The following is a 17,317-nucleotide window of genomic DNA, read 5'->3' on the forward strand; positions in this document are numbered from 1 at the left end:
TCCATGTCTTTACTACCTGCATCCCCGGAGACTCTATGCCGAAGTTCTGCTCCATCGTCTGGTTGGCTTTGCCATTGAGTCTGCTGTCATTGCAGGCCATGGCCGCCTGTGGCACATTCACCGATCCCGAACACGTCGTGCAGGCCGAGGTCGATGCGTTCAATGCGCACGATATCGAGGCCTTCGCCGCGTGCTTTGCCGACAATGTCGCCATCGTGGACCTCGCTGGCAAACGGCCAGTGCGCAACGGTCTTCCTGCGCTCAGGGACGCTTATGCCTTCCTGCGCACATCGCCGAAGGATTTCCATGTGGAGATCGTCAAGCGCATCGTCAGCGGGCCAATCGTGGTCGATCACGAGCGCGCGCTTGGTCTGCCTGCGGAGAAGGGCAAGCCTGAGGCGGTGGCGGTCTATGAGGTGCGCAACGGCAAGATTTTGAATATGTGGTTTCCGCCGCCGAAATGAGGCGGGTGAGCCGACACACGGCTGAGCTTCGCCGTCGCCACGACGTCCTATGAAATCACCCACCCAGGTGGCAGCGTCGGGCACAACGATGCTGAAGCCGGCGGTGTCTGGCTACAGTGGCGGGCAACGAAATTTCCGCGCCTTGCGTGGATCAACCCGATGCCGATGAACAGTTGGGATTAGACCGTTTCCAATCGGCTGATCACGGAACTGCACTGCCCACGCATGTTCGAGTTGACGCCCAAAGGGATTGAGCTGGAGATGCGCGAGGTTGTGCGTGAGAGGTTTTGTGGGAAGTTTGCGGTCGCGCAGCTTTGGTAGGTTGGTGATGAGCGCAGCGAATCCCAACAGATCGGCGCCGTGACGTTGGGATTCGCTGCGCTCATCACCAACCTACGCGCTCACGCCGTCCAATCTAAGCGGTAAAAGCAAGTCTTAACGCTCAACAATTTGGGTTTCTGATTCAAGTTCAGCAAGCAAATTGCTTTCAAGCTCTCGGCAACGGTCAACAAGTCCAAAAATCTCATTCCATTTTTGCTTAGGTACTTCGATATTTACGGAGTTGAATCGATTGGCGGCATCACGAGCTATCAACAGCTCATAGGCTGTACCTGCGTAAAGACCAAGTTTGTTCGCCAATGCCGGCTTAAGATAAAGTCTTGCCTTATCGGCAGAAATAAGCATAGGAAGTAAATTCGCTTTATCAAAAGCTTCTCCATCGATACAAAGGGCTGCTTGAAAGCGTTTGAAGTTTTCTAGAATCTCGGCCTTATGCCCGTGCGTAGAAATATGGTTCGCACTTTTCGCCTCAAGCACAGATCGTCTCGAGTAAAGAGCGCTGAGCAGAGATATCAATAACGCGATTGTCGAAATGCCGATTCCAGCGTTCATGATTTAGTCGTAGTTAGAGCCTAGACGGCGGGGCGTTTCACAAAGTTTGCTTACTACCTCGGATTATTGCCCGAGTTTGCACTTTGCATGTTAGCAACACCGCCCACCCGTTCCCTTGTAACGCGCCACCTGCCGTTCCCGAAAAAACGCGCTGTAACTTGGCACTTCGCGCTCGGGGTGATGTTCGTGCAGATGTTTCACATACGCGTCGTAATCGGGTACGCCGCAACACAGGCGGGCAGTTTGCACGGCGCGTTTCCAGCCGTGATGCAGGGCAGTGGTGATTGCTGATCGGGTCATCGTTGCATCCTTTCAGTGCGTCACGCTGTTGAGTGCCACGTAGGGTTCTTCGTTCGCCGTTGGCTTCTCGGTTTGCCACGCCTTGACTAGCGCGCGTAGCGAGAAGGCGAGCATGGTCACGATCAGCAGCATGAACAGGCCGGTGAGGGCGGCGTCGACCTGGTTGTTGGTGACGATGCGCTGCATCTCGGCGGCGGTCTTCGCCGGTGCCAGCAGATGACTCTGTTGCGCGGCCTGCGTGTATTTGGTGGCGGCAGCCGTGAAGCTGATCGGGCCGACCAGCTTCTGCCAGCCAGCGGTGAGCGTGCAGGTAATCAGCCACACAGCGGGGATGCCAGGCACCCACACGTAACGCTGGCGCTTGAGCTTCACCACGACCACGGTCGCCAGCATCAGTGCGATGGCCGCCAGCATCTGGTTGGCGATGCCGAACAACGGCCACAACGTATTGATGCCGCCAAGCGGATCGACCGCGCCCTGATACAAAAAGTAACCCCAGAGCGATACGCAGATCACGGTGGCCAACAGGTTGCCAGTCCACGATTCGGTGGCCTGCAGCGGCTTGTGAATCAGACCGGCGATCTCCTGGATCATGAAGCGGCCCACACGCGTGCCGGCGTCGACGGTGGTGAGGATGAACAGTGCCTCGAACAGGATCGCGTAGTGGTACCAAAACGCCATCATGCCGCCGCCGGGCAGGATATTGTGCAGCAGCTGCGCCATACCGACAGCCAGCGTCGGTGCACCGCCGGCGCGGCTGAGGATGCTGGTTTCACCAATGTTCTTCGCGGTCTGTAACAGCTCGTCTGGCGTGACGACGAAACCCAGCTGACTGATCGCCATGGCCGCGCTTTGCACCGTGCTGCCGATCAATGCGCCCGGTGCATTCATCGCGAAGTAGATGCCCGGATGCAGCGAAGCGGCAGCGATCAGCGCCATGATCGCCACGAAGGCTTCCATCAGCATGCCACCGTATCCGATCAGTCGCGCTTCGCCCTCGTTGCCGATCAGCTTGGGCGTGGTGCCCGAGGCGATGATCGCGTGCCAGCCGGATACGGCGCCGCAGGCGATGGTGATAAACAGGAATGGGAACAGGCCGCCCTGAAACACCGGCCCTGTGCCGTCGATGAATTTCGTCACCGCCGGCATCTGCAGCGTTGGCGCGGCGATGAAGATCGCCAGCGCCAGCAGCGCGATGGTACCGATCTTCAGGAACGTGCTGAGGTAATCACGCGGCGCCAGCAGCAGCCACACCGGCAGCACCGAGGCACAGAAGCCGTAGGCGATCAGCAGCCATGCCAGCGCCTTGGCGTCGAAGTCGAAGAGCGTCGCCAGCGTCGATGACGCAGCGACGTGCGCGCCATACCCGATCGAGGTCAGCAGCAGCGCCAGCCCGATCAACGACACCTCCAGAATGCGTCCCGGTCGGAACCAGCGCAGATAGATGCCCATCAGTAGCGCGATGGGAATCGTGGCAGCCACGGTAAACGTGCCCCACGGGCTGTGCGTGAGCGCTTTCACCACCACCAGCGCCAGCACCGCCAGCACGATCATCATCAACACCAGTACGCCGAACATCGCCACCACACCGGGCGTCGGGCCAAATTCCTCGCGCAACATATGGCCGAGCGAGCGGCCGTCGCGGCGTAGCGACAGTGCGAGAATCATGAAATCCTGCACTGCGCCAGCAAAAACCACGCCGAACAGGATCCATAGGGTGCCGGGCAGATAACCCATCTGCGCCGCCAACACCGGACCGACCAGCGGGCCCGCACCCGCAATGGCGGCGAAGTGATGACCGAACACCACCCACTTGTTCGTCGGGACATAGTCCAGCCCGTCGTTGCGCAACACGGCCGGCGTGGCGCGGGTCGCATCCATGCGCAACACAAATCTGGCGATGAAGCGGCTGTAGAAGCGGTAGGCGATGGCGAACACGGCCAGCGATGCCGCTACCAGCCAGATCGCGTTCACCGGTTCGCCGCGACGCAGGGCCACCACACCGAGGCATGCCGCACCGATCACGGCGATGACCGCCCACAGCAGGCGGCTGGCGATGGTGACTGGGGCACCGGGAGTGTTGAGAGAATCGGGCATGGAGGCTATCTCGTGCGGCTAATAAGGCAAGAGTCGCGGGGCTGGAGGCAGCGGTCAATGCTGCAATGCTCTCTATGGGTTCCAGTTAATGGAATATGGCCTCGCGGGAAGCGTGCTGTCATCCCGTTTGATGCGTAAACTCGGCGCTACCATCACTTTGCAGGAGTCCGTCATGCGCACTTTCGCCCGTTGTGTGTTCGGCGTTGTACTTGGTAGCGCCGCGCTGTCGCTGAGCGCGGCCGGCGCTGGCCAGTTGGATAATTTGCTCAACAAGGCAAAGCAGGCCGCGCACGGTTCGTCATCATCGAACCTGGGCAGCAACCTGCCGACCAGCGATATCGCCTCAGGCATCAAGGAGGCGCTGGCCAAGGGAACCACCAATGCGATCAACAACCTCGGCCACGAAGGCGGATTCTCGAATAACCCGAGCGTGCGGATTCCGCTGCCGGGCAAGCTCGAGCAGGCCGGCAATCTGGCGCGCAAGCTGGGGCAGGGTGCCAAGGTTGATGCGTTCCAGCTGAGTCTCAATCGCGCAGCGGAAAAAGCCGTGCCGCAGGTTGCCGACATCTTCGGTGACGCGATACGCAAGATGACGCTGGACGATGCGCGCGGCATCCTCACCGGCGGTGATCATGCCGCCACCGATTTCTTTCGTCGCGTGGCGGGTGATGCGCTGACCGCACGGATCCACCCGATCGTGGCGCAAGCCACCGACAGCGTCGGCGTCACGCAGAAGTACAAGGCATTCACAGCAAGCAGTGGCGGTGGCGGCGGTGCGCTCGGTGGCTTGGGCGGTGCATTGGGCAAGTTCGGCGGTGGCAAATCGAACACGGACGGCAGCCCGCTCGATCTGGACAACTATGTCACCGCAAAAACGCTGGATGGCCTGTTTGCCATGATCGGCCAGGAGGAGCAGTCGATTCGGCAGAACCCCGCGGCGCGCAGCACCGACCTGCTGAAGAAGGTGTTTGGCGGCAATTAGCGCCGCAACGTTTTTTGAACGTCGATGCTGCTTGAGTAGACGCTGAACCCGGCGCATTGACTTGCATTCGCGTGATGCGACCACATCAAGTCAAGAGAGCGTTTTAGACGATGAGGCTTGCATGATTCACGAGATTTTGAGGATGGGCGACGAGCGCCTGCTGCGCATTGCGCCGCTGGTGCCCGAAGCACTGATCGGCAGCGCCGAGCTGGATACGCTGATCGCCGACATGTTCGAGACCATGCATTCGGTCGGTGGTGTCGGTCTGGCCGCGCCGCAGATCGGCATCGACATGCAGCTGGTGATTTTCGGTTTCGAGAGCAGCGAGCGTTATCCTGATGCGCCGGCGGTGCCGCAGACGATCCTGCTCAATCCGGTGATCACTCCGTTGTCGCAGGATATGGAAGAAGGCTGGGAAGGCTGTCTCTCCGTTCCTGGCCTGCGCGGTGCGGTGAGCCGCTTCAGCCTGATCCGCTATGAGGGCATCGATCCGAAAGGCGAGCGCATAGAGCGCACTGCCGAAGGCTTTCATGCGCGCGTGGTGCAGCACGAATGCGACCATCTGATTGGCCGTCTATATCCCACCCGCATTACCGATTTCAGCAAGTTCGGCTACACCGACGTGCTGTTCCCCGGACAGGAGTTGACCGATGACTAAGCGTGCATTGTGGAAAGGTGTCGTGTTGGCCGAGAGTGACAGGACTGTGGTAGTTGAGAACAACCACTATTTTCCGGTCGAGTCACTGCGCAAGGAAAACTTTCGCAGCAGCGATCACCATACCGTCTGCGGCTGGAAAGGCACAGCCAGCTATTACGACGTGCTGGTCGGCGACGAGGTAAACGCCAATGCCGCCTGGTATTACCCGGAGCCGAAGGACGCCGCGAAAGAGATCAAGGATCACGTGGCGTTCTGGCACGGGGTCGAGGTGGTCTGATCTCTGGTGCGGGTCGATCTGTCGCGGGTCGCTGAAGTCGATCATCGATCGCGGCTTTTGATCAGAGCCAGGTAAACATCGCGTCGCCCCGGGTATGCTTCATCCATCACTCTTTGGGGCGATCTGATGAATGTGTCCGGCGCCGCGCCTGCGCGTGGCTTTCGCTATTACGACATGCTGGTTGCCGGCATGGTCGCGGTTCTGTTGTGTTCCAACCTGATCGGCCCGGCCAAGGTCAGCGTGATCGATCTGCCGTGGATCGGTGCACTGAGTTTTGGCACCGGCAATCTGTTCTTTCCGATCGGCTATATCTTCGGTGACGTGCTCACCGAGGTGTACGGCTATGCACGGGCGCGGCGCGCGATCTGGGCCGGCTTCGGCGCGATGATCTTCGCCACGGTGATGTCGTATGTGGTCATCCACATGCCGCCCAGCGGCGCCGAGCCGTTCAATCAAAAGTTGCAGCCAGCACTGGAGACTGTCTTCGGTGGTACCGCGCGTATCGCCGTGGCCTCGATGATCGGCTACTGGGTCGGCGACTTCGTCAATGCGTTCGTGATGGCCCGGCTCAAGCTACTCACCAAGGGCAGGCATCTGTGGACGCGCACGATCGGGTCCACCGTGTTCGGCCAGGCCTTCGACAGCATCACCTTCTACCCGATCGCCTTCTATGGCATCTGGGAAAGTACGACCCTGGTCAAAGTGATTCTGTTCAACTGGACCATGAAGGTATTGGTCGAAGTGGTGCTGACGCCGGTGACCTATGCCGTGATCGGCTGGCTCAAGCGCACTGAAAACGTGGATACCTTCGATTACGGCACGCGCTTCAATCCCTTCAGCCTGCGCGATGAAGGTCGGCAGGCGCCGCATGCGTGAGGTCGTCAGAGTGAGCCGTTTTGCGACAGAGCATGCGGGTGTGCCGGCCAGCACACCGCGCAATGTTGGCATCGATTTGCTGCGCGGTCTGGCCATCGTGTTGGTGATTTTCAACCATATTGGCATTCGCATTCCGCTGAAGAAGACCGCGCTGGCTGATTTGCTGCCGGCGCGTTTTCTGTCCGATCTGAACTACAACGGCTACGAAGCGGTGTTCGTGTTCTTCGTGATATCGGGTTTCCTGATTACCGGTAACGCGCTGCGCCGTTGGGGCGATCTGGCGCGAATCGACATGAAGACCTTCTATGCGCTGCGCTTCTCGCGCATCGTGTCATGCCTGCTGTTGCTGGTGGCCTTGCTAAGCGCACTGCACGGGTTTGGCGTACAGGATTACGTCATTGATCGTCCTGGGCAGTCGCTACCTCGCGCCGTTCTGGCCGCGCTCGGCCTGCATCTGAACTGGTACGAGGGCATGACCGGTTACCTGCCGGGCAACTGGGACGTGCTGTGGTCGCTGTCAATCGAAGAGGTGTTCTATATCGGCTTTCCGATTGTCTGCCTGCTTACGCGCCGCGTCTGGATACTCGCACCGTTGCTGGTGCTGCTGGCCGTGTCGATGCCGTGGACACACGCGGCGCTGACGGACAATGAGATCTGGCAGGAGAAGGCGTATCTGCCGGGCATGTCGGCCATCGCGATCGGCGTGATTGGCGCGCTGCTGGCGCGGCGCTGGCCGGTACTTTCGGTGACGCAGGCGCGCGTTTTGATTGTCGTGGGCGGGCTCGGCATGATCGCGGAGATGTTTGATGGCCGTTTTCTCTGGTCGCTGATTGGCGACAGCATCCTGCTCTTGCTCACGCTATCGGCGATGCTGATGTTAATCGGTTTGCAGGCACGCCCGGTATCGCGAGTTCGCGGATTCGGCTGGCTGGCTTCGTGGGGCAGGCTCAGCTACGAGATCTATCTTAGCCACATGTTCGTTGTGTACGGCATGGTGCGCATCTACAAGGCCATGGGCGGCGATATCACGCTCGGCTTTCTGTGGTATCTGCCGGCCTTGTCGTTGTGCTGGGTGCTTGGACGTGCGGTGCAACGCTATGTGTCCCTGCCATCCGAGCAGTGGCTGCGCGCACGGCTGATCACGGCGAAGTCATCGATGCGCTTGGCGCAGGCGAACGAAAACGCCTGAGTCGCTGCTCAGATTTCCAGCAGGTCGTGTCCCACGATCAGGCGCCCTTTGAAGTGCGGGGCCACCGCGTTGCGCCATACCTCGTCGGCGATGGGCGGATAGCCGCCCGGTACGAAATGGGTAAGCACGAGCGTCTTCACGCCGGCTTCGGTGGCGATGCGCCCGACTTGTTCGGTGGTGGTATGGCTGGCGAGCAGATGTTCGCGCAGTCGCGCGGCGTTGGGTTCGGTGGCGATCAGCTTTTCCAGTGCGGGCAGATACATCACTTCGTGCACCAGCACGTCGGCACCGCGCGCCAGCGCTATCAGATTGTCGGAGGGACGCGTGTCGCCGGAGAACACGATGGAACGGTCGGGGCAGTCGAAGCGATAGGCGAACGCGGGCGTGACGGGTGGATGCTGCACCAGGGCGGCGGTAACTTTTACCCGTGCGTCCTGCATCACCACGCCGGCGCCGCTGAGTTCGTGCGGCACGATGAGCGGCGCCAGGGGCTGTCGTCCCTCGTCGGTGATGCGCGTGCGGATGTCGTAGTCGTTCATTTGCAGGAACAACCGCGTCATCTCGGCGAGCGGCGGCGGTCCCCACGTATCCACGCGTGTATGCAGCGGACCGGCCCAGGAGAGCCACAACAAGTTGCCGTAGTCGGCGTTGTGGTCGGAGTGCTGATGGGTGATGAAGACGTTGCGGATTGCGCCAAGATTGAGCCCGGCCTTTACCATCTGGCGCGCTACGCCGTTGCCGCAATCGATCACGTAGACCACGCCGTCGACAACAATGGCGTTGGCCGGCGCGGATCGATCCGCCTTCGGCGTGGGGCCGCCGGCGGTGCCGAGCAGGATCAGACGCGAGCGAGGCTTGGCGTTGGTGGCTTGCGCCATCAGGCGCAGTGGCAGCGTGCCGGCGGTCAGGGCCAGGCCGCTGGCCAGCAGCAGGCGTCGACGGGAGGGATCGAAACTATCGGTGTGATCGGAAGGTTGGCGCATGGGACTTGTCATCCGGGAGACCGGATGACAGTAGCGCAATGACGTGGGGATCGCTCAGCGATAGCGATTGATGCTATCGCGCAATTCCTGCGTGGCAGCGCGTGCGGCCTCAGCGAAATCCTCGCCGCTGCCGGCATAGAGAATCGCGCGGGACGAGTTGATCATCAGGCCGGTGTGGTTGGCGGTCTGGCCGTAGCGCACCACGGCTTCCACGTCGCCGCCTTGCGCGCCGATGCCGGGCACTAGCAGGGGCATGTCGCCGATCAGGGCGCGGACTTCGGCCAGCTGCTTTGGCCAGGTGGCGCCGGTGACCAGGGCGCAGTTGCCGTTCGCGTTCCAGTCGCGAGCGATGATCTGCGCCACATGCTGATAGAGCGGCTTGGCGACGCCGTTGGCGTCATACACGTTGAGATCCTGTAGATCGGCCGCACCAGGGTTGGAGGTATGGCAGAGCAGGATCACGCCCTTGTCGGCGTGATCGAGAAACGGCTGGGCCGAGTCGCGACCGAGGTAAGGATTGAGCGTCACGGCATCGGCGCCGTAGCGATCGAACGCCTCGGTGGCGTAGTGCTGTGCTGTAGAGCCGATGTCGCCGCGCTTGGCGTCCAGGATTACCGGCACACCGGGGTGCTTATCATGGATATGTGCGATCAGTCGCTCGAGTGCATCCTCGGCACGCAGCGCGGAGAAGTGTGCGATCTGCGGCTTGAATGCGCAGGCCAGATCGGCGGTGGCATCGACGATGGCGCGGCAGAAATCAAATACCGCATCCGGTTCGCCGTGGAATGCGGCGGGAAATTTCGCGGGCTCCGGATCCAGCCCCACGCAGACCAGCGAGTTGTTGCGTGCCCATGCCTGCTGCAGCGACTGCATGAAACTCATCGTGGTCTCCCGTCTTTGTAAGCATGCCGGCTTTATCAAAAGCTGGCATGCGATTTCAGCACAATTGCAGCGTCCGCGAATTACGCCAACTTCTTGTACTTCACTCGGTGCGGTCGCGCGCCTTCTTCGCCGAGGCGACGCTTCTTGTCGGCTTCGTACTCGTTGTAGTTGCCGGGGAAGAATTCGACGTGCGAATCGCCTTCGAACGCGATGATGTGCGTGGCGATGCGGTCGAGGAACCAGCGGTCATGCGAGATCACCATCGCGCAGCCGGGGAACTCGAGCATCGCATCTTCCAGTGCGCGCAGCGTCTCGACGTCCAGATCGTTGGACGGCTCATCGAGCAGCAGTACATTGCCACCTTGCATCAAGGTCTTGGCCAGGTGCAGGCGACCGCGCTCACCACCGGAGAGCGAACCAACGAGTTTTTGTTGGTCGGTACCCTTGAAGTTGAAGCGACCGATATACGCGCGCGACTGCAGTTCGTAGCGGCCGATGGTGATGATGTCGGCACCGCCGGAGACTTCCTGCCACACGTTTTTCTTCGCATCGAGGTTGTCGCGCGACTGGTCGACGTAGGCCAACTGCACGGTGTGGCCGAGCTTCACCTCACCCTGGTCCGGCGTTTCCTGGCCGATGATCAGCTTGAACAGGGTCGACTTGCCGGCGCCGTTGGGACCGATCACGCCGACGATGGCGCCCGGTGGCACCTTGAACGACACATCGTCGATCAGCAGCTTGTCGCCGAACGACTTGCTGACGTTCTTGAACTCGATCACTTCCTGGCCCAGGCGCTCGCCCGGCGGGATATACAGCTCGTTGGTCTCGTTGCGCTTCTGGTACTCGACCGAGTTCAGCTCTTCGAAGCGATTGATACGCGCCTTGCCTTTGGACTGACGGCCCTTGGCAGCGGAGCGCACCCATTCGAGTTCGCGGGCGAGGGCTTTCTGGCGACCCTTTTCTGAGGCTTCTTCGCGTGCCAGACGCTCGCCCTTCTGCTCCAGCCACTCGGTGTAGTTGCCCTTCCACGGAATGCCGCGGCCGCGATCGAGCTCGAGAATCCACTCGGCGGCGTTGTCGAGGAAGTAGCGGTCATGCGTCACAGCTACCACGGTACCTGCGTAGTCGTGCAGGAACTGCTCCAGCCAGTCGACCGACTCGGCGTCCAGATGGTTGGTCGGCTCATCGAGCAGCAGCATGTCTGGCTTGGACAGCAGCAGACGGCACAGCGCCACGCGGCGCTTTTCACCACCGGACAGCGGCCCGATCTTGGCATCCCACGGCGGCAGGCGCAGCGCGTCGGCGGCCACTTCCAACTGGCGCTCAAGGGCATGCGCGTCGTTGGCGGCCAGCAAGTTCTCGAGCTTCTGCTGCTCGATAGCCAGCTTGTCGAAGTCGGCGCCTTCTTCGGCATAGGCGGCGTAGACCTCTTCCAGCCGCTTCTGCGCATCCAGAATTTCGGATACCCCTTCCTCAACGGCTTCGCGCACGGTCTTTTCTGGATCGAGCTGCGGTTCCTGCGCCAGGTAACCGATTTTGGTGCCGGGGTTGGCGCGTGCCTCGCCCTGGAAGTCGGTATCCACGCCGGCCATGATCTTCAGCACGGTGGACTTGCCGGCGCCGTTGACGCCGAGCAGACCGATCTTGGCGCCAGGGAAGAAGGACAGCGAGATGTCCTTGATGATCTGACGTTTCGGGGGAACGATCTTGCTCACCCCGTTCATGGTGTAGATGTACTGCATGCAGCCTCCGTAGGCTTACCGCGCCGTCCACAGAGGGCGACACGAAAAGAAAAATAGTCTAGCCGCCTATTATAGCGGCTTGTGGTGATCGGACGTTGACGGAGGGCGCTTTCGCGAGTGCTCCGGGTCCTGATCGAGTCACACCTCCGAGGCATGTCCATGCAGGTCGGCTGTTATCTGCCCGCGGATTGCCTCCAGCGCGCTGCGGCATGGCCATGACGGTGGCTGATCCTCGGTGAATCCCGATGGTTGGAACGCCTGCCCATGAACTTCAAAGCCATCGCGCTGCCCTGGCGCTATGTGAACGTGCTGGACTGGCAGCTGGCTCGACGCCTGCGCCCGCACGGACGTCTGGCCGTGTTTGCCCATGAGTTTGTGTGCTTCGGCGTCAAGCAGGCGTCCGCCTGCCTGTTCGGCGGGCTGATGGTGGCGCTGCTGCTGGCTACCTGGCGCTGGTATCCGGCCGATGCGCCGTTGGCGCGCTATGACTTCCTCACGCTGGCGGCGCTGGCGATCCAGCTGGTCTTGCTGCTGTCGCGGCTGGAAAGCATCGAGGAGGCGCGGGTGATCCTGCTGTTTCACGTCGTCGGCACGCTGATGGAGCTGTTCAAGACCTCGGTCGGCTCCTGGGAATATCCCGAGCCGTCGCTATTGCGGCTCGGCGACGTACCGCTGTTCAGCGGCTTCATGTATGCGTCGATCGGCAGCTACCTCGCGCGGGCGTGGCGGTTGTTCGATTTCCACTTCACACGTCATCCGCCGTTCCGTTCCACCGTGGTGCTGGCAGTGGCGATCTATGTGAATTTCTTCACTCATCATTTTCTGCCCGATCTGCGCTGGCTGCTGTTCGCGGTGGTGGCGCTGTTGTTCGGTCGTACCTGGGTTTATTTCCGTATTCGCCAAGTGCATCGGCGCATGCCACTGCTGCTCGGCTTCGTGCTGGTAGCGACGTTTATCTGGATCGCCGAGAACATCGGTACCTTCACCGCCGCCTGGCGCTACCCGGTGCAGCATCATGGATGGACCATGGTGCCGCTGTCGAAACTGGGCGCGTGGTTTTTGTTGATGATCATCAGCTATGTGATGGTGAGTGCAGTGGCAGCACGCAAGAGCAACAAGCCTGCGAAGCCCTTGTAGGTTGGGTTAGCGCAGCGTAATTCAACGAAAACTTGCGGAATTTGTTGGGTTACGCTGCGCTAACCCAACCTACAAAAGCCATTAGCGTTCGCTGCCGACCCCGTGCTTGTTGTATCGCTCACCGCCAACCTAGCGCTTTGATGGCCGAGCCGATTCCATCAACGCGGCAAAGGTGAGTGTATGCAGCGTGGCGGCATCGAAATCTTGCGGCAGCAGGCCGGCGATCTCCAGCATCACCGCACCATGCAAGGCTGCCCATATCTGATGGCCGAGGATCGGCGCCTCGGCGTCGATGGTGCCTTCGTCGATCATCACCTGCGTGTCGGCCGCAATGCAGCGCCACATGCGCGCATGCGCTTCGCGGTAGGCCGGATCGTCGCGGTTGGTCTCCGGATATTCGAACATCAACCGGTAGGTCGCGGTGTTGTTGCGCGCGAAGTCAATATAGGCATCGCGTACATTGCGGCTACGTGTGCGGCCATCGCCGGGTGAATCGAGCGCATTCTCCAACGTCTCGGAAAGACCGTGCAGGCCGCGCGTGCGTATCGCAGTGATGATTTCGTCCTTGCTGCCGTAGTAGCGATAGGGCGTCATCGTGCCGCATCCCAGTTCGGTAGCCAGGCGGCGCATGGTGACCGCCGCCGGGCCTTCTTCAACGAAGACTTTTGCCGCTGCCTGGCAGATACGAGCGCGGAAAGCTTCGGTTTCGTTTTCGCTGAGTGCTTTGGGCACGCGGATTCCGGATCAGTGGCTTGGCGATATGTTCAGTGTCTTGCGGAAAAACGCCAGCGCATCTGCATCGAGCTGCTGATGTACCTTGATCCGATCGACGCCGGGCGGATCACTGCAGATCATCGCGTTCTCTTGCTTCAGTTGCGCTGTGCAGGGATCGATAAACACCCAGTGATCTGCCCTGGGTACCACTTTGACGCCGACCAAGGTTTTCATCCATGGCTGGATGCGTGCGGCATTTTCCGGCGGAATCAGCACATGATCTGCATCGCCGTAGTAAAGGAACACCGGGCGATCGATCTTCTCGATACCGGCCTGGTCGAAGATCAAGCTCAGCGGCGCCATCACGAACGCTGCTTTGACGCGCGGATCGGCGGTATTGCCCCATCGCGTGAGCTGGCTTTCGATACCATCCATCACTTGCTCAATGGTCTGACCGTGGCTTTGCGCTTCAGCGATCCTTCGCTTCGCGTCGTGACAAACTCCCTGATCGTTCGGATAGCGATGGCAGAAGTCGATGAAGCGGCGAAATTGCGGTATGGCACCGACAACCATCAGGCTTGTGTAGCCGCCAGCCGAAAAACCAGAGACGCCAATGCGATTCGCATCAATCAGCGGCTTCCAGCGCGGATCGTTGAGCAGCATCGTGATCGTTGCTTTGACTTGAATGGGGCGGCCAACCAGCACCGACGCGTTTCCCACGCCGCTCACGTCGTGGAAGTTGTCTTTGGGGTGTTCGAGCGTGGCAACGATGAAGCCATGGCTTGCCAGATAGGTCGCCAGTTCGTTGTGACCGAGATTCGAACCGCCATTGCCGTGTGAAATCACCACCAGCGGTTTCGCGCCCGGGATGGCCGGCGCATCAATGGTGGCGGCGACATGATAGGGGCCAATCGTGGTCTCGCCGGGTGCCTGGGCTGTGGGGTAGAACACCCAGCCGGGCATCGTGCCGTTGTTCACCGGATCGTGGATGTGGATGGCATGGAACCCCACGCCGGAAGTGCCCTGAGCGAAGACACCGGAAGGCGCAGAAACGAGCAGCAGGATCGCGAGACACCACGCGCGCGTGGCAACGCTGCGGATGGAGATCGGCATGGAGGTCCTCAATGTTGATTGCGTACAACGTACGGTACACCGTACGGAAATGCCTGCGCAAGGCCTGGCGATGGCCCCCATTGCCCATGGCCGCTACACTTCGGAGTTCATCCCCGCCTATTACCCATGAGGTTCGAATGTTCCCCAAGGACTGCACAATCGCCGGTTACGACGAAGAACTAGCCAAGGCCATCGCCGACGAAGGCCAGCGCCAGGAAGATCACGTCGAACTGATCGCCTCGGAGAACTACGCCAGCCCGCGCGTGATGGAAGCCCAGGGGTCGAAACTCACCAACAAGTACGCCGAGGGCTATCCGGGCAAGCGCTACTACGGTGGCTGCGAATACGTGGATATTGCCGAGAAGCTGGCGATCGAGCGGCTCAAGGAATTGTTCGGCGCCAACTACGCCAACGTGCAGCCGCACTCAGGCTCGCAGGCCAATCAGGCGGTGTATTTCGCGCTGCTGCAGCCGGGCGACACGATTCTCGGCATGTCGCTCGCCCATGGTGGCCATCTCACCCACGGCGCCAAGGTCAATTTCTCCGGCAAGATATTCAACGCCGTGCAGTACGGCGTGAACGAACACGGCATGGTCGATTACGACGAAGTCGAGCGCCTCGCCGTGGAACACAAGCCGAAGATGGTGGTGGCTGGCTACAGCGCCTACTCGCAGCTGATGGACTGGGCGCGCTTCCGCGCCATCGCCGACAAGATCGGTGCCTACCTGTTTGTCGACATGGCACATATCGCCGGCCTGGTCGCGGCTGGCGTCTACCCGAGCCCGCTGCCGCATGCGCACGTGGTCACCTCGACCACGCACAAGACGCTGCGCGGCCCGCGCGGCGGCATCATCGTCGCCAGCCGCAATGCAAGCGGAAGCGCAGGCGAAGAGATCGAGAAGAAGCTGCAGTCGATCGTGTTCCCCGGCATCCAGGGTGGACCGTTGATGCACGTCATCGCGGCCAAGGCCGTGGCTTTCAAAGAAGCGCTGGAGCCGGAGTTCAAAACTTATCAGGCGCAGGTCATCAAGAACGCGAAGGCGATGGCCAAGACCTTTATCGAGCGCGGCTACAAGATCGTTTCCGGCGGTACCGAAAACCACCTGATGCTGGTCGACATGATCGGCAAGGACGTTACCGGCAAGGACGCGGAAGAGGCGCTGGGCAAGGCGCATATCACCGTCAACAAGAATGCCGTACCGAACGACCCGCGCAAGCCTTTTGTCACCTCTGGTCTGCGCGTCGGTACGCCGGCGATCACGACGCGTGGTTATCTCGAAGCCGATACGATCGAGCTGACGAACTGGATTTGCGACGTGTTGGACAAGCCAGGCGATGAGGCCGTGATTGCCAAGGTGCGCGAGGCAGTCACCGTTCAGTGCAAGAAGTTTCCGGTTTACGGCTGAGCTTTCTGGCATGTCGTCCTTGCAGATCGGACTCATCGGTGATCGCAATGACTCTGTCGTTGCGCATCGCGCTATCCCGTTGACGCTCGAGATGGCGGCCGTTGCTTGTGACGTGTCGATTGACGTTATCTGGATCGGCACGGATCAAATCGGTGATGGCGCGGCTTTGTCCAGGCTTGACGGCGTGTGGTGTGTGCCGGCCAGTCCGTATCGCGATATGGATGGCGCGCTCACGGCGATTCGCATCGCGCGCGAACAACAGATTCCCTTTCTGGGTACCTGTGGTGGTTTCCAGCACGCCGTCATCGAATACGCCCGCAACGTCATGGGCTGGACGGATGCCGAGCATGCCGAGACGGCGCCGCAGGCGGAACGCCAGGTCATCGTGCCATTGCTCTGCTCCCTGGTGGAGGTTGCCGACACGGTGCATCTGGTCGAAGGTTCGCGGCTGGCGCGCGCGTATGGCGAGACATCGATTGTCGAGGGATATCACTGCAGCTATGGCTTGAGTGCCGACTTTCGCCACGCGCTGACGGACAGTCCGCTCCGCGTCAGCGCGCTCGATGATAGTGACGATATTCGCGGCATTGAACTGGATAACCATCCGTTCTTCGTTGCCACGCTGTTCCAGCATGAGCGGAACGTATTCAAAGGTCGGCTATCACCGCCGGTGCGTGCGTTCGTCGAAGCCATCATCCACACTCGGTAACCATGCATTGCCCCTTCTGCCAGCACGAAGACACCCGCGTGATCGATTCACGCCTCGCCGAGGACGGCGGAACGGTGCGGCGTCGGCGTGAGTGTCCGCAGTGCGGCGAGCGTTTCAACACGTTCGAAACGGCCGACCTGAAGCTGCCAACCATCGTGAAAAGTGGCGAGCGCCGCGAGACGTTCGACGAGCGCAAGCTGCGGGTGAGTTTCGAGCGTGCGCTGCAGAAACGTCCGGTCACCAGCGACGCGGTGGATGCCGCGGTGCGCGCCATCGTCAATGACCTGCGCCGCAGCGGCGACCGCGAGGTGCCGTCGCGTGAGGTTGGCGAGCTGGTGATGCGCGAACTGAAGAATCTCGACCAGGTAGCCTACGTGCGTTTCGCCTCGGTCTATCGCAGTTTCGAAGACGTACACGCCTTTCGCGAAGAGATCGAAAAGCTCGAGCGCGATCTGCCGGGGCTGGAAACACTGCAGCTGCAGCTGCTCGGCGAAACCGCCGCCAGGCGCACCAAAAAAAGCTGATCGGCTTCGCGCACCGATGTAAGGAGCAAGCATGTTTGTGGCCATCTACCGTTGGCGTCTGCACCCCGAGCTGGAGCAGGACTTCATCGCCAACTGGCACCGCATTACGCTGTTGGGAGTTGCGGCCGGCTCGGGCGGCTCCAGTCTGTTCAAGGATACGGAAGGCTGTTGGGTTGCAATCGCACGGTGGACCTCGCGCGAGGCACGCGAACATTTTTTCCAGTTGATGGAAGGCGATGACGCCGAGTCCGGCATGCGCGAGCGCGCAGCCCTGGCGATCATCGAACGCCTGCCGCCGCAGGAGCTGGAAAGTGCGCTGGATTGCTGGGCGCCATTCCCTGAATCCAAAGCGGCATCCAGTTCGTGACGGTTT

Annotated in this window: 19 protein-coding genes; 11 read left to right on the forward strand and 8 right to left on the reverse strand. The window is 60.8% G+C overall.

Annotation, left to right across the window (positions count from 1 at the left end; genetic code table 11):
* Window positions 1-35: 35 nt before the first annotated feature.
* A complete protein-coding gene (locus HDE79_RS10990) occupies window positions 36-464 on the forward strand; it encodes a nuclear transport factor 2 family protein (protein WP_184601998.1) in 429 nt (142 codons plus the stop codon).
* Window positions 465-899: 435 nt separating this feature from the next.
* On the opposite strand, the gene HDE79_RS10995 is transcribed toward HDE79_RS10990, so the two are convergent.
* The 3 genes from HDE79_RS10995 to HDE79_RS11005 all read right to left on the reverse strand — a co-directional run bounded on the left by HDE79_RS10995 (window position 900) and on the right by HDE79_RS11005 (window position 3,752).
* Complete coding sequence (locus HDE79_RS10995) at window positions 900-1,355, reverse strand: hypothetical protein (protein ID WP_184601999.1); 456 nt, start codon at window positions 1,353-1,355, stop codon at window positions 900-902.
* Between the two features lie 90 nt (window positions 1,356-1,445).
* Window positions 1,446-1,655: a YbdD/YjiX family protein gene (locus HDE79_RS11000; protein ID WP_184602000.1), complete on the reverse strand. Its 210-nt coding sequence runs from the start codon at window positions 1,653-1,655 to the stop codon at window positions 1,446-1,448.
* 12 nt (window positions 1,656-1,667) lie between these two features.
* Window positions 1,668-3,752 carry a carbon starvation CstA family protein gene (locus HDE79_RS11005; RefSeq protein WP_184602001.1) on the reverse strand — a complete coding sequence of 695 codons (2,085 nt, stop codon included), beginning with the start codon at window positions 3,750-3,752 and terminating at the stop codon, window positions 1,668-1,670.
* Window positions 3,753-3,924: 172 nt separating this feature from the next.
* Here HDE79_RS11005 and HDE79_RS11010 point away from each other — a divergent pair, with 172 nt between their 5' ends.
* From HDE79_RS11010 to HDE79_RS11030, 5 genes are all read left to right on the forward strand, one after another.
* Window positions 3,925-4,734: a DUF4197 domain-containing protein gene (locus tag HDE79_RS11010; protein ID WP_184602002.1), complete on the forward strand. Its 810-nt coding sequence runs from the start codon at window positions 3,925-3,927 to the stop codon at window positions 4,732-4,734.
* A 121-nt stretch (window positions 4,735-4,855) separates the two neighbouring features.
* Window positions 4,856-5,392 (forward strand): peptide deformylase, encoded by a 537-nt coding sequence (gene def, locus HDE79_RS11015; RefSeq protein ID WP_184602003.1) that lies wholly within the window; start codon window positions 4,856-4,858, stop codon window positions 5,390-5,392.
* Entirely contained in the window at window positions 5,385-5,669 is a 285-nt protein-coding gene (locus HDE79_RS11020; RefSeq protein ID WP_184602004.1) for a DUF427 domain-containing protein, read from the forward strand. The genes def and HDE79_RS11020 overlap by 8 nt, the downstream gene beginning before the upstream one ends.
* A gap of 126 nt (window positions 5,670-5,795) precedes the next feature.
* Window positions 5,796-6,545, forward strand: coding sequence for a queuosine precursor transporter (locus HDE79_RS11025; RefSeq protein ID WP_184602005.1), 750 nt, complete (start codon window positions 5,796-5,798; stop codon window positions 6,543-6,545).
* Window positions 6,538-7,734, forward strand: coding sequence for an acyltransferase (locus tag HDE79_RS11030; protein WP_184602006.1), 1,197 nt, complete (start codon window positions 6,538-6,540; stop codon window positions 7,732-7,734). Before HDE79_RS11025 ends, HDE79_RS11030 begins: the two co-directional genes overlap by 8 nt.
* An 8-nt stretch (window positions 7,735-7,742) precedes the next feature.
* Here the strand turns inward: HDE79_RS11030 and HDE79_RS11035 are convergent, their stop codons facing one another.
* The 3 genes from HDE79_RS11035 to ettA form a co-directional block, all read right to left on the reverse strand.
* Window positions 7,743-8,717 carry an MBL fold metallo-hydrolase gene (locus tag HDE79_RS11035; RefSeq protein ID WP_184602007.1) on the reverse strand — a complete coding sequence of 325 codons (975 nt, stop codon included), beginning with the start codon at window positions 8,715-8,717 and terminating at the stop codon, window positions 7,743-7,745.
* 54 nt (window positions 8,718-8,771) lie between these two features.
* Window positions 8,772-9,599 (reverse strand): orotidine-5'-phosphate decarboxylase, encoded by an 828-nt coding sequence (pyrF, locus tag HDE79_RS11040; RefSeq protein WP_184602008.1) that lies wholly within the window; start codon window positions 9,597-9,599, stop codon window positions 8,772-8,774.
* An 80-nt stretch (window positions 9,600-9,679) separates the two neighbouring features.
* Entirely contained in the window at window positions 9,680-11,341 is a 1,662-nt protein-coding gene (gene ettA / locus HDE79_RS11045; RefSeq protein ID WP_184602009.1) for an energy-dependent translational throttle protein EttA, read from the reverse strand.
* Between the two features lie 264 nt (window positions 11,342-11,605).
* On the opposite strand from ettA, the gene HDE79_RS11050 reads away from it, so the two are divergent.
* Entirely contained in the window at window positions 11,606-12,478 is an 873-nt protein-coding gene (locus HDE79_RS11050; protein ID WP_184602010.1) for a DUF817 domain-containing protein, read from the forward strand.
* Window positions 12,479-12,607: 129 nt separating this feature from the next.
* Here the strand turns inward: HDE79_RS11050 and HDE79_RS22240 are convergent, their stop codons facing one another.
* A complete protein-coding gene (locus HDE79_RS22240) occupies window positions 12,608-13,210 on the reverse strand; it encodes a TetR/AcrR family transcriptional regulator (RefSeq protein ID WP_184602011.1) in 603 nt (200 codons plus the stop codon).
* Between the two features lie 12 nt (window positions 13,211-13,222).
* Window positions 13,223-14,305, reverse strand: coding sequence for a hypothetical protein (locus HDE79_RS11060; RefSeq protein ID WP_184602012.1), 1,083 nt, complete (start codon window positions 14,303-14,305; stop codon window positions 13,223-13,225).
* A 137-nt stretch (window positions 14,306-14,442) separates the two neighbouring features.
* Here HDE79_RS11060 and glyA point away from each other — a divergent pair, with 137 nt between their 5' ends.
* Genes glyA through HDE79_RS11080 form a run of 4 tightly spaced genes read left to right on the forward strand, consistent with a single transcriptional unit; the run spans window position 14,443 to window position 17,311 of the window.
* Window positions 14,443-15,711 (forward strand): serine hydroxymethyltransferase, encoded by a 1,269-nt coding sequence (gene glyA, locus HDE79_RS11065; protein ID WP_184602013.1) that lies wholly within the window; start codon window positions 14,443-14,445, stop codon window positions 15,709-15,711.
* A 10-nt stretch (window positions 15,712-15,721) separates the two neighbouring features.
* Entirely contained in the window at window positions 15,722-16,420 is a 699-nt protein-coding gene (locus HDE79_RS11070; RefSeq protein WP_184602014.1) for a CTP synthase, read from the forward strand.
* A 2-nt stretch (window positions 16,421-16,422) separates the two neighbouring features.
* Window positions 16,423-16,944, forward strand: coding sequence for a transcriptional regulator NrdR (gene nrdR / locus HDE79_RS11075; protein ID WP_184602015.1), 522 nt, complete (start codon window positions 16,423-16,425; stop codon window positions 16,942-16,944).
* Between the two features lie 31 nt (window positions 16,945-16,975).
* The gene (locus tag HDE79_RS11080) at window positions 16,976-17,311 is read left to right on the forward strand and encodes an antibiotic biosynthesis monooxygenase (RefSeq protein ID WP_184602016.1); all 336 of its coding nucleotides are present in this window, start codon (window positions 16,976-16,978) and stop codon (window positions 17,309-17,311) included.
* Window positions 17,312-17,317: the final 6 nt, after the last annotated feature.

Source organism: Rhodanobacter sp. MP1X3 (assembly GCF_014207165.1).
Lineage (GTDB): Bacteria > Pseudomonadota > Gammaproteobacteria > Xanthomonadales > Rhodanobacteraceae > Rhodanobacter.

What these genes read in the sequence shown, in the direction of transcription:
- HDE79_RS11035 (WP_184602007.1), bottom strand. Translation starts at nt 8,717, where the DNA reads ATGCGCCAACCTTCCGATCACACCGATAGTTTCGATCCCTCCCGTCGA.
- HDE79_RS11030 (WP_184602006.1), top strand. Translation starts at nt 6,538, where the DNA reads ATGCGTGAGGTCGTCAGAGTGAGCCGTTTTGCGACAGAGCATGCGGGT.
- pyrF (WP_184602008.1), bottom strand. Translation starts at nt 9,599, where the DNA reads ATGAGTTTCATGCAGTCGCTGCAGCAGGCATGGGCACGCAACAACTCG.
- HDE79_RS11025 (WP_184602005.1), top strand. Translation starts at nt 5,796, where the DNA reads ATGAATGTGTCCGGCGCCGCGCCTGCGCGTGGCTTTCGCTATTACGAC.
- HDE79_RS11020 (WP_184602004.1), top strand. Translation starts at nt 5,385, where the DNA reads ATGACTAAGCGTGCATTGTGGAAAGGTGTCGTGTTGGCCGAGAGTGAC.
- HDE79_RS11050 (WP_184602010.1), top strand. Translation starts at nt 11,606, where the DNA reads ATGAACTTCAAAGCCATCGCGCTGCCCTGGCGCTATGTGAACGTGCTG.
- def (WP_184602003.1), top strand. Translation starts at nt 4,856, where the DNA reads ATGATTCACGAGATTTTGAGGATGGGCGACGAGCGCCTGCTGCGCATT.
- HDE79_RS10995 (WP_184601999.1), bottom strand. Translation starts at nt 1,355, where the DNA reads ATGAACGCTGGAATCGGCATTTCGACAATCGCGTTATTGATATCTCTG.
- ettA (WP_184602009.1), bottom strand. Translation starts at nt 11,341, where the DNA reads ATGCAGTACATCTACACCATGAACGGGGTGAGCAAGATCGTTCCCCCG.
- nrdR (WP_184602015.1), top strand. Translation starts at nt 16,423, where the DNA reads ATGCATTGCCCCTTCTGCCAGCACGAAGACACCCGCGTGATCGATTCA.
- HDE79_RS10990 (WP_184601998.1), top strand. Translation starts at nt 36, where the DNA reads ATGCCGAAGTTCTGCTCCATCGTCTGGTTGGCTTTGCCATTGAGTCTG.
- HDE79_RS11060 (WP_184602012.1), bottom strand. Translation starts at nt 14,305, where the DNA reads ATGCCGATCTCCATCCGCAGCGTTGCCACGCGCGCGTGGTGTCTCGCG.
- glyA (WP_184602013.1), top strand. Translation starts at nt 14,443, where the DNA reads ATGTTCCCCAAGGACTGCACAATCGCCGGTTACGACGAAGAACTAGCC.
- HDE79_RS11070 (WP_184602014.1), top strand. Translation starts at nt 15,722, where the DNA reads ATGTCGTCCTTGCAGATCGGACTCATCGGTGATCGCAATGACTCTGTC.
- HDE79_RS11080 (WP_184602016.1), top strand. Translation starts at nt 16,976, where the DNA reads ATGTTTGTGGCCATCTACCGTTGGCGTCTGCACCCCGAGCTGGAGCAG.
- HDE79_RS11010 (WP_184602002.1), top strand. Translation starts at nt 3,925, where the DNA reads ATGCGCACTTTCGCCCGTTGTGTGTTCGGCGTTGTACTTGGTAGCGCC.
- HDE79_RS11005 (WP_184602001.1), bottom strand. Translation starts at nt 3,752, where the DNA reads ATGCCCGATTCTCTCAACACTCCCGGTGCCCCAGTCACCATCGCCAGC.
- HDE79_RS11000 (WP_184602000.1), bottom strand. Translation starts at nt 1,655, where the DNA reads ATGACCCGATCAGCAATCACCACTGCCCTGCATCACGGCTGGAAACGC.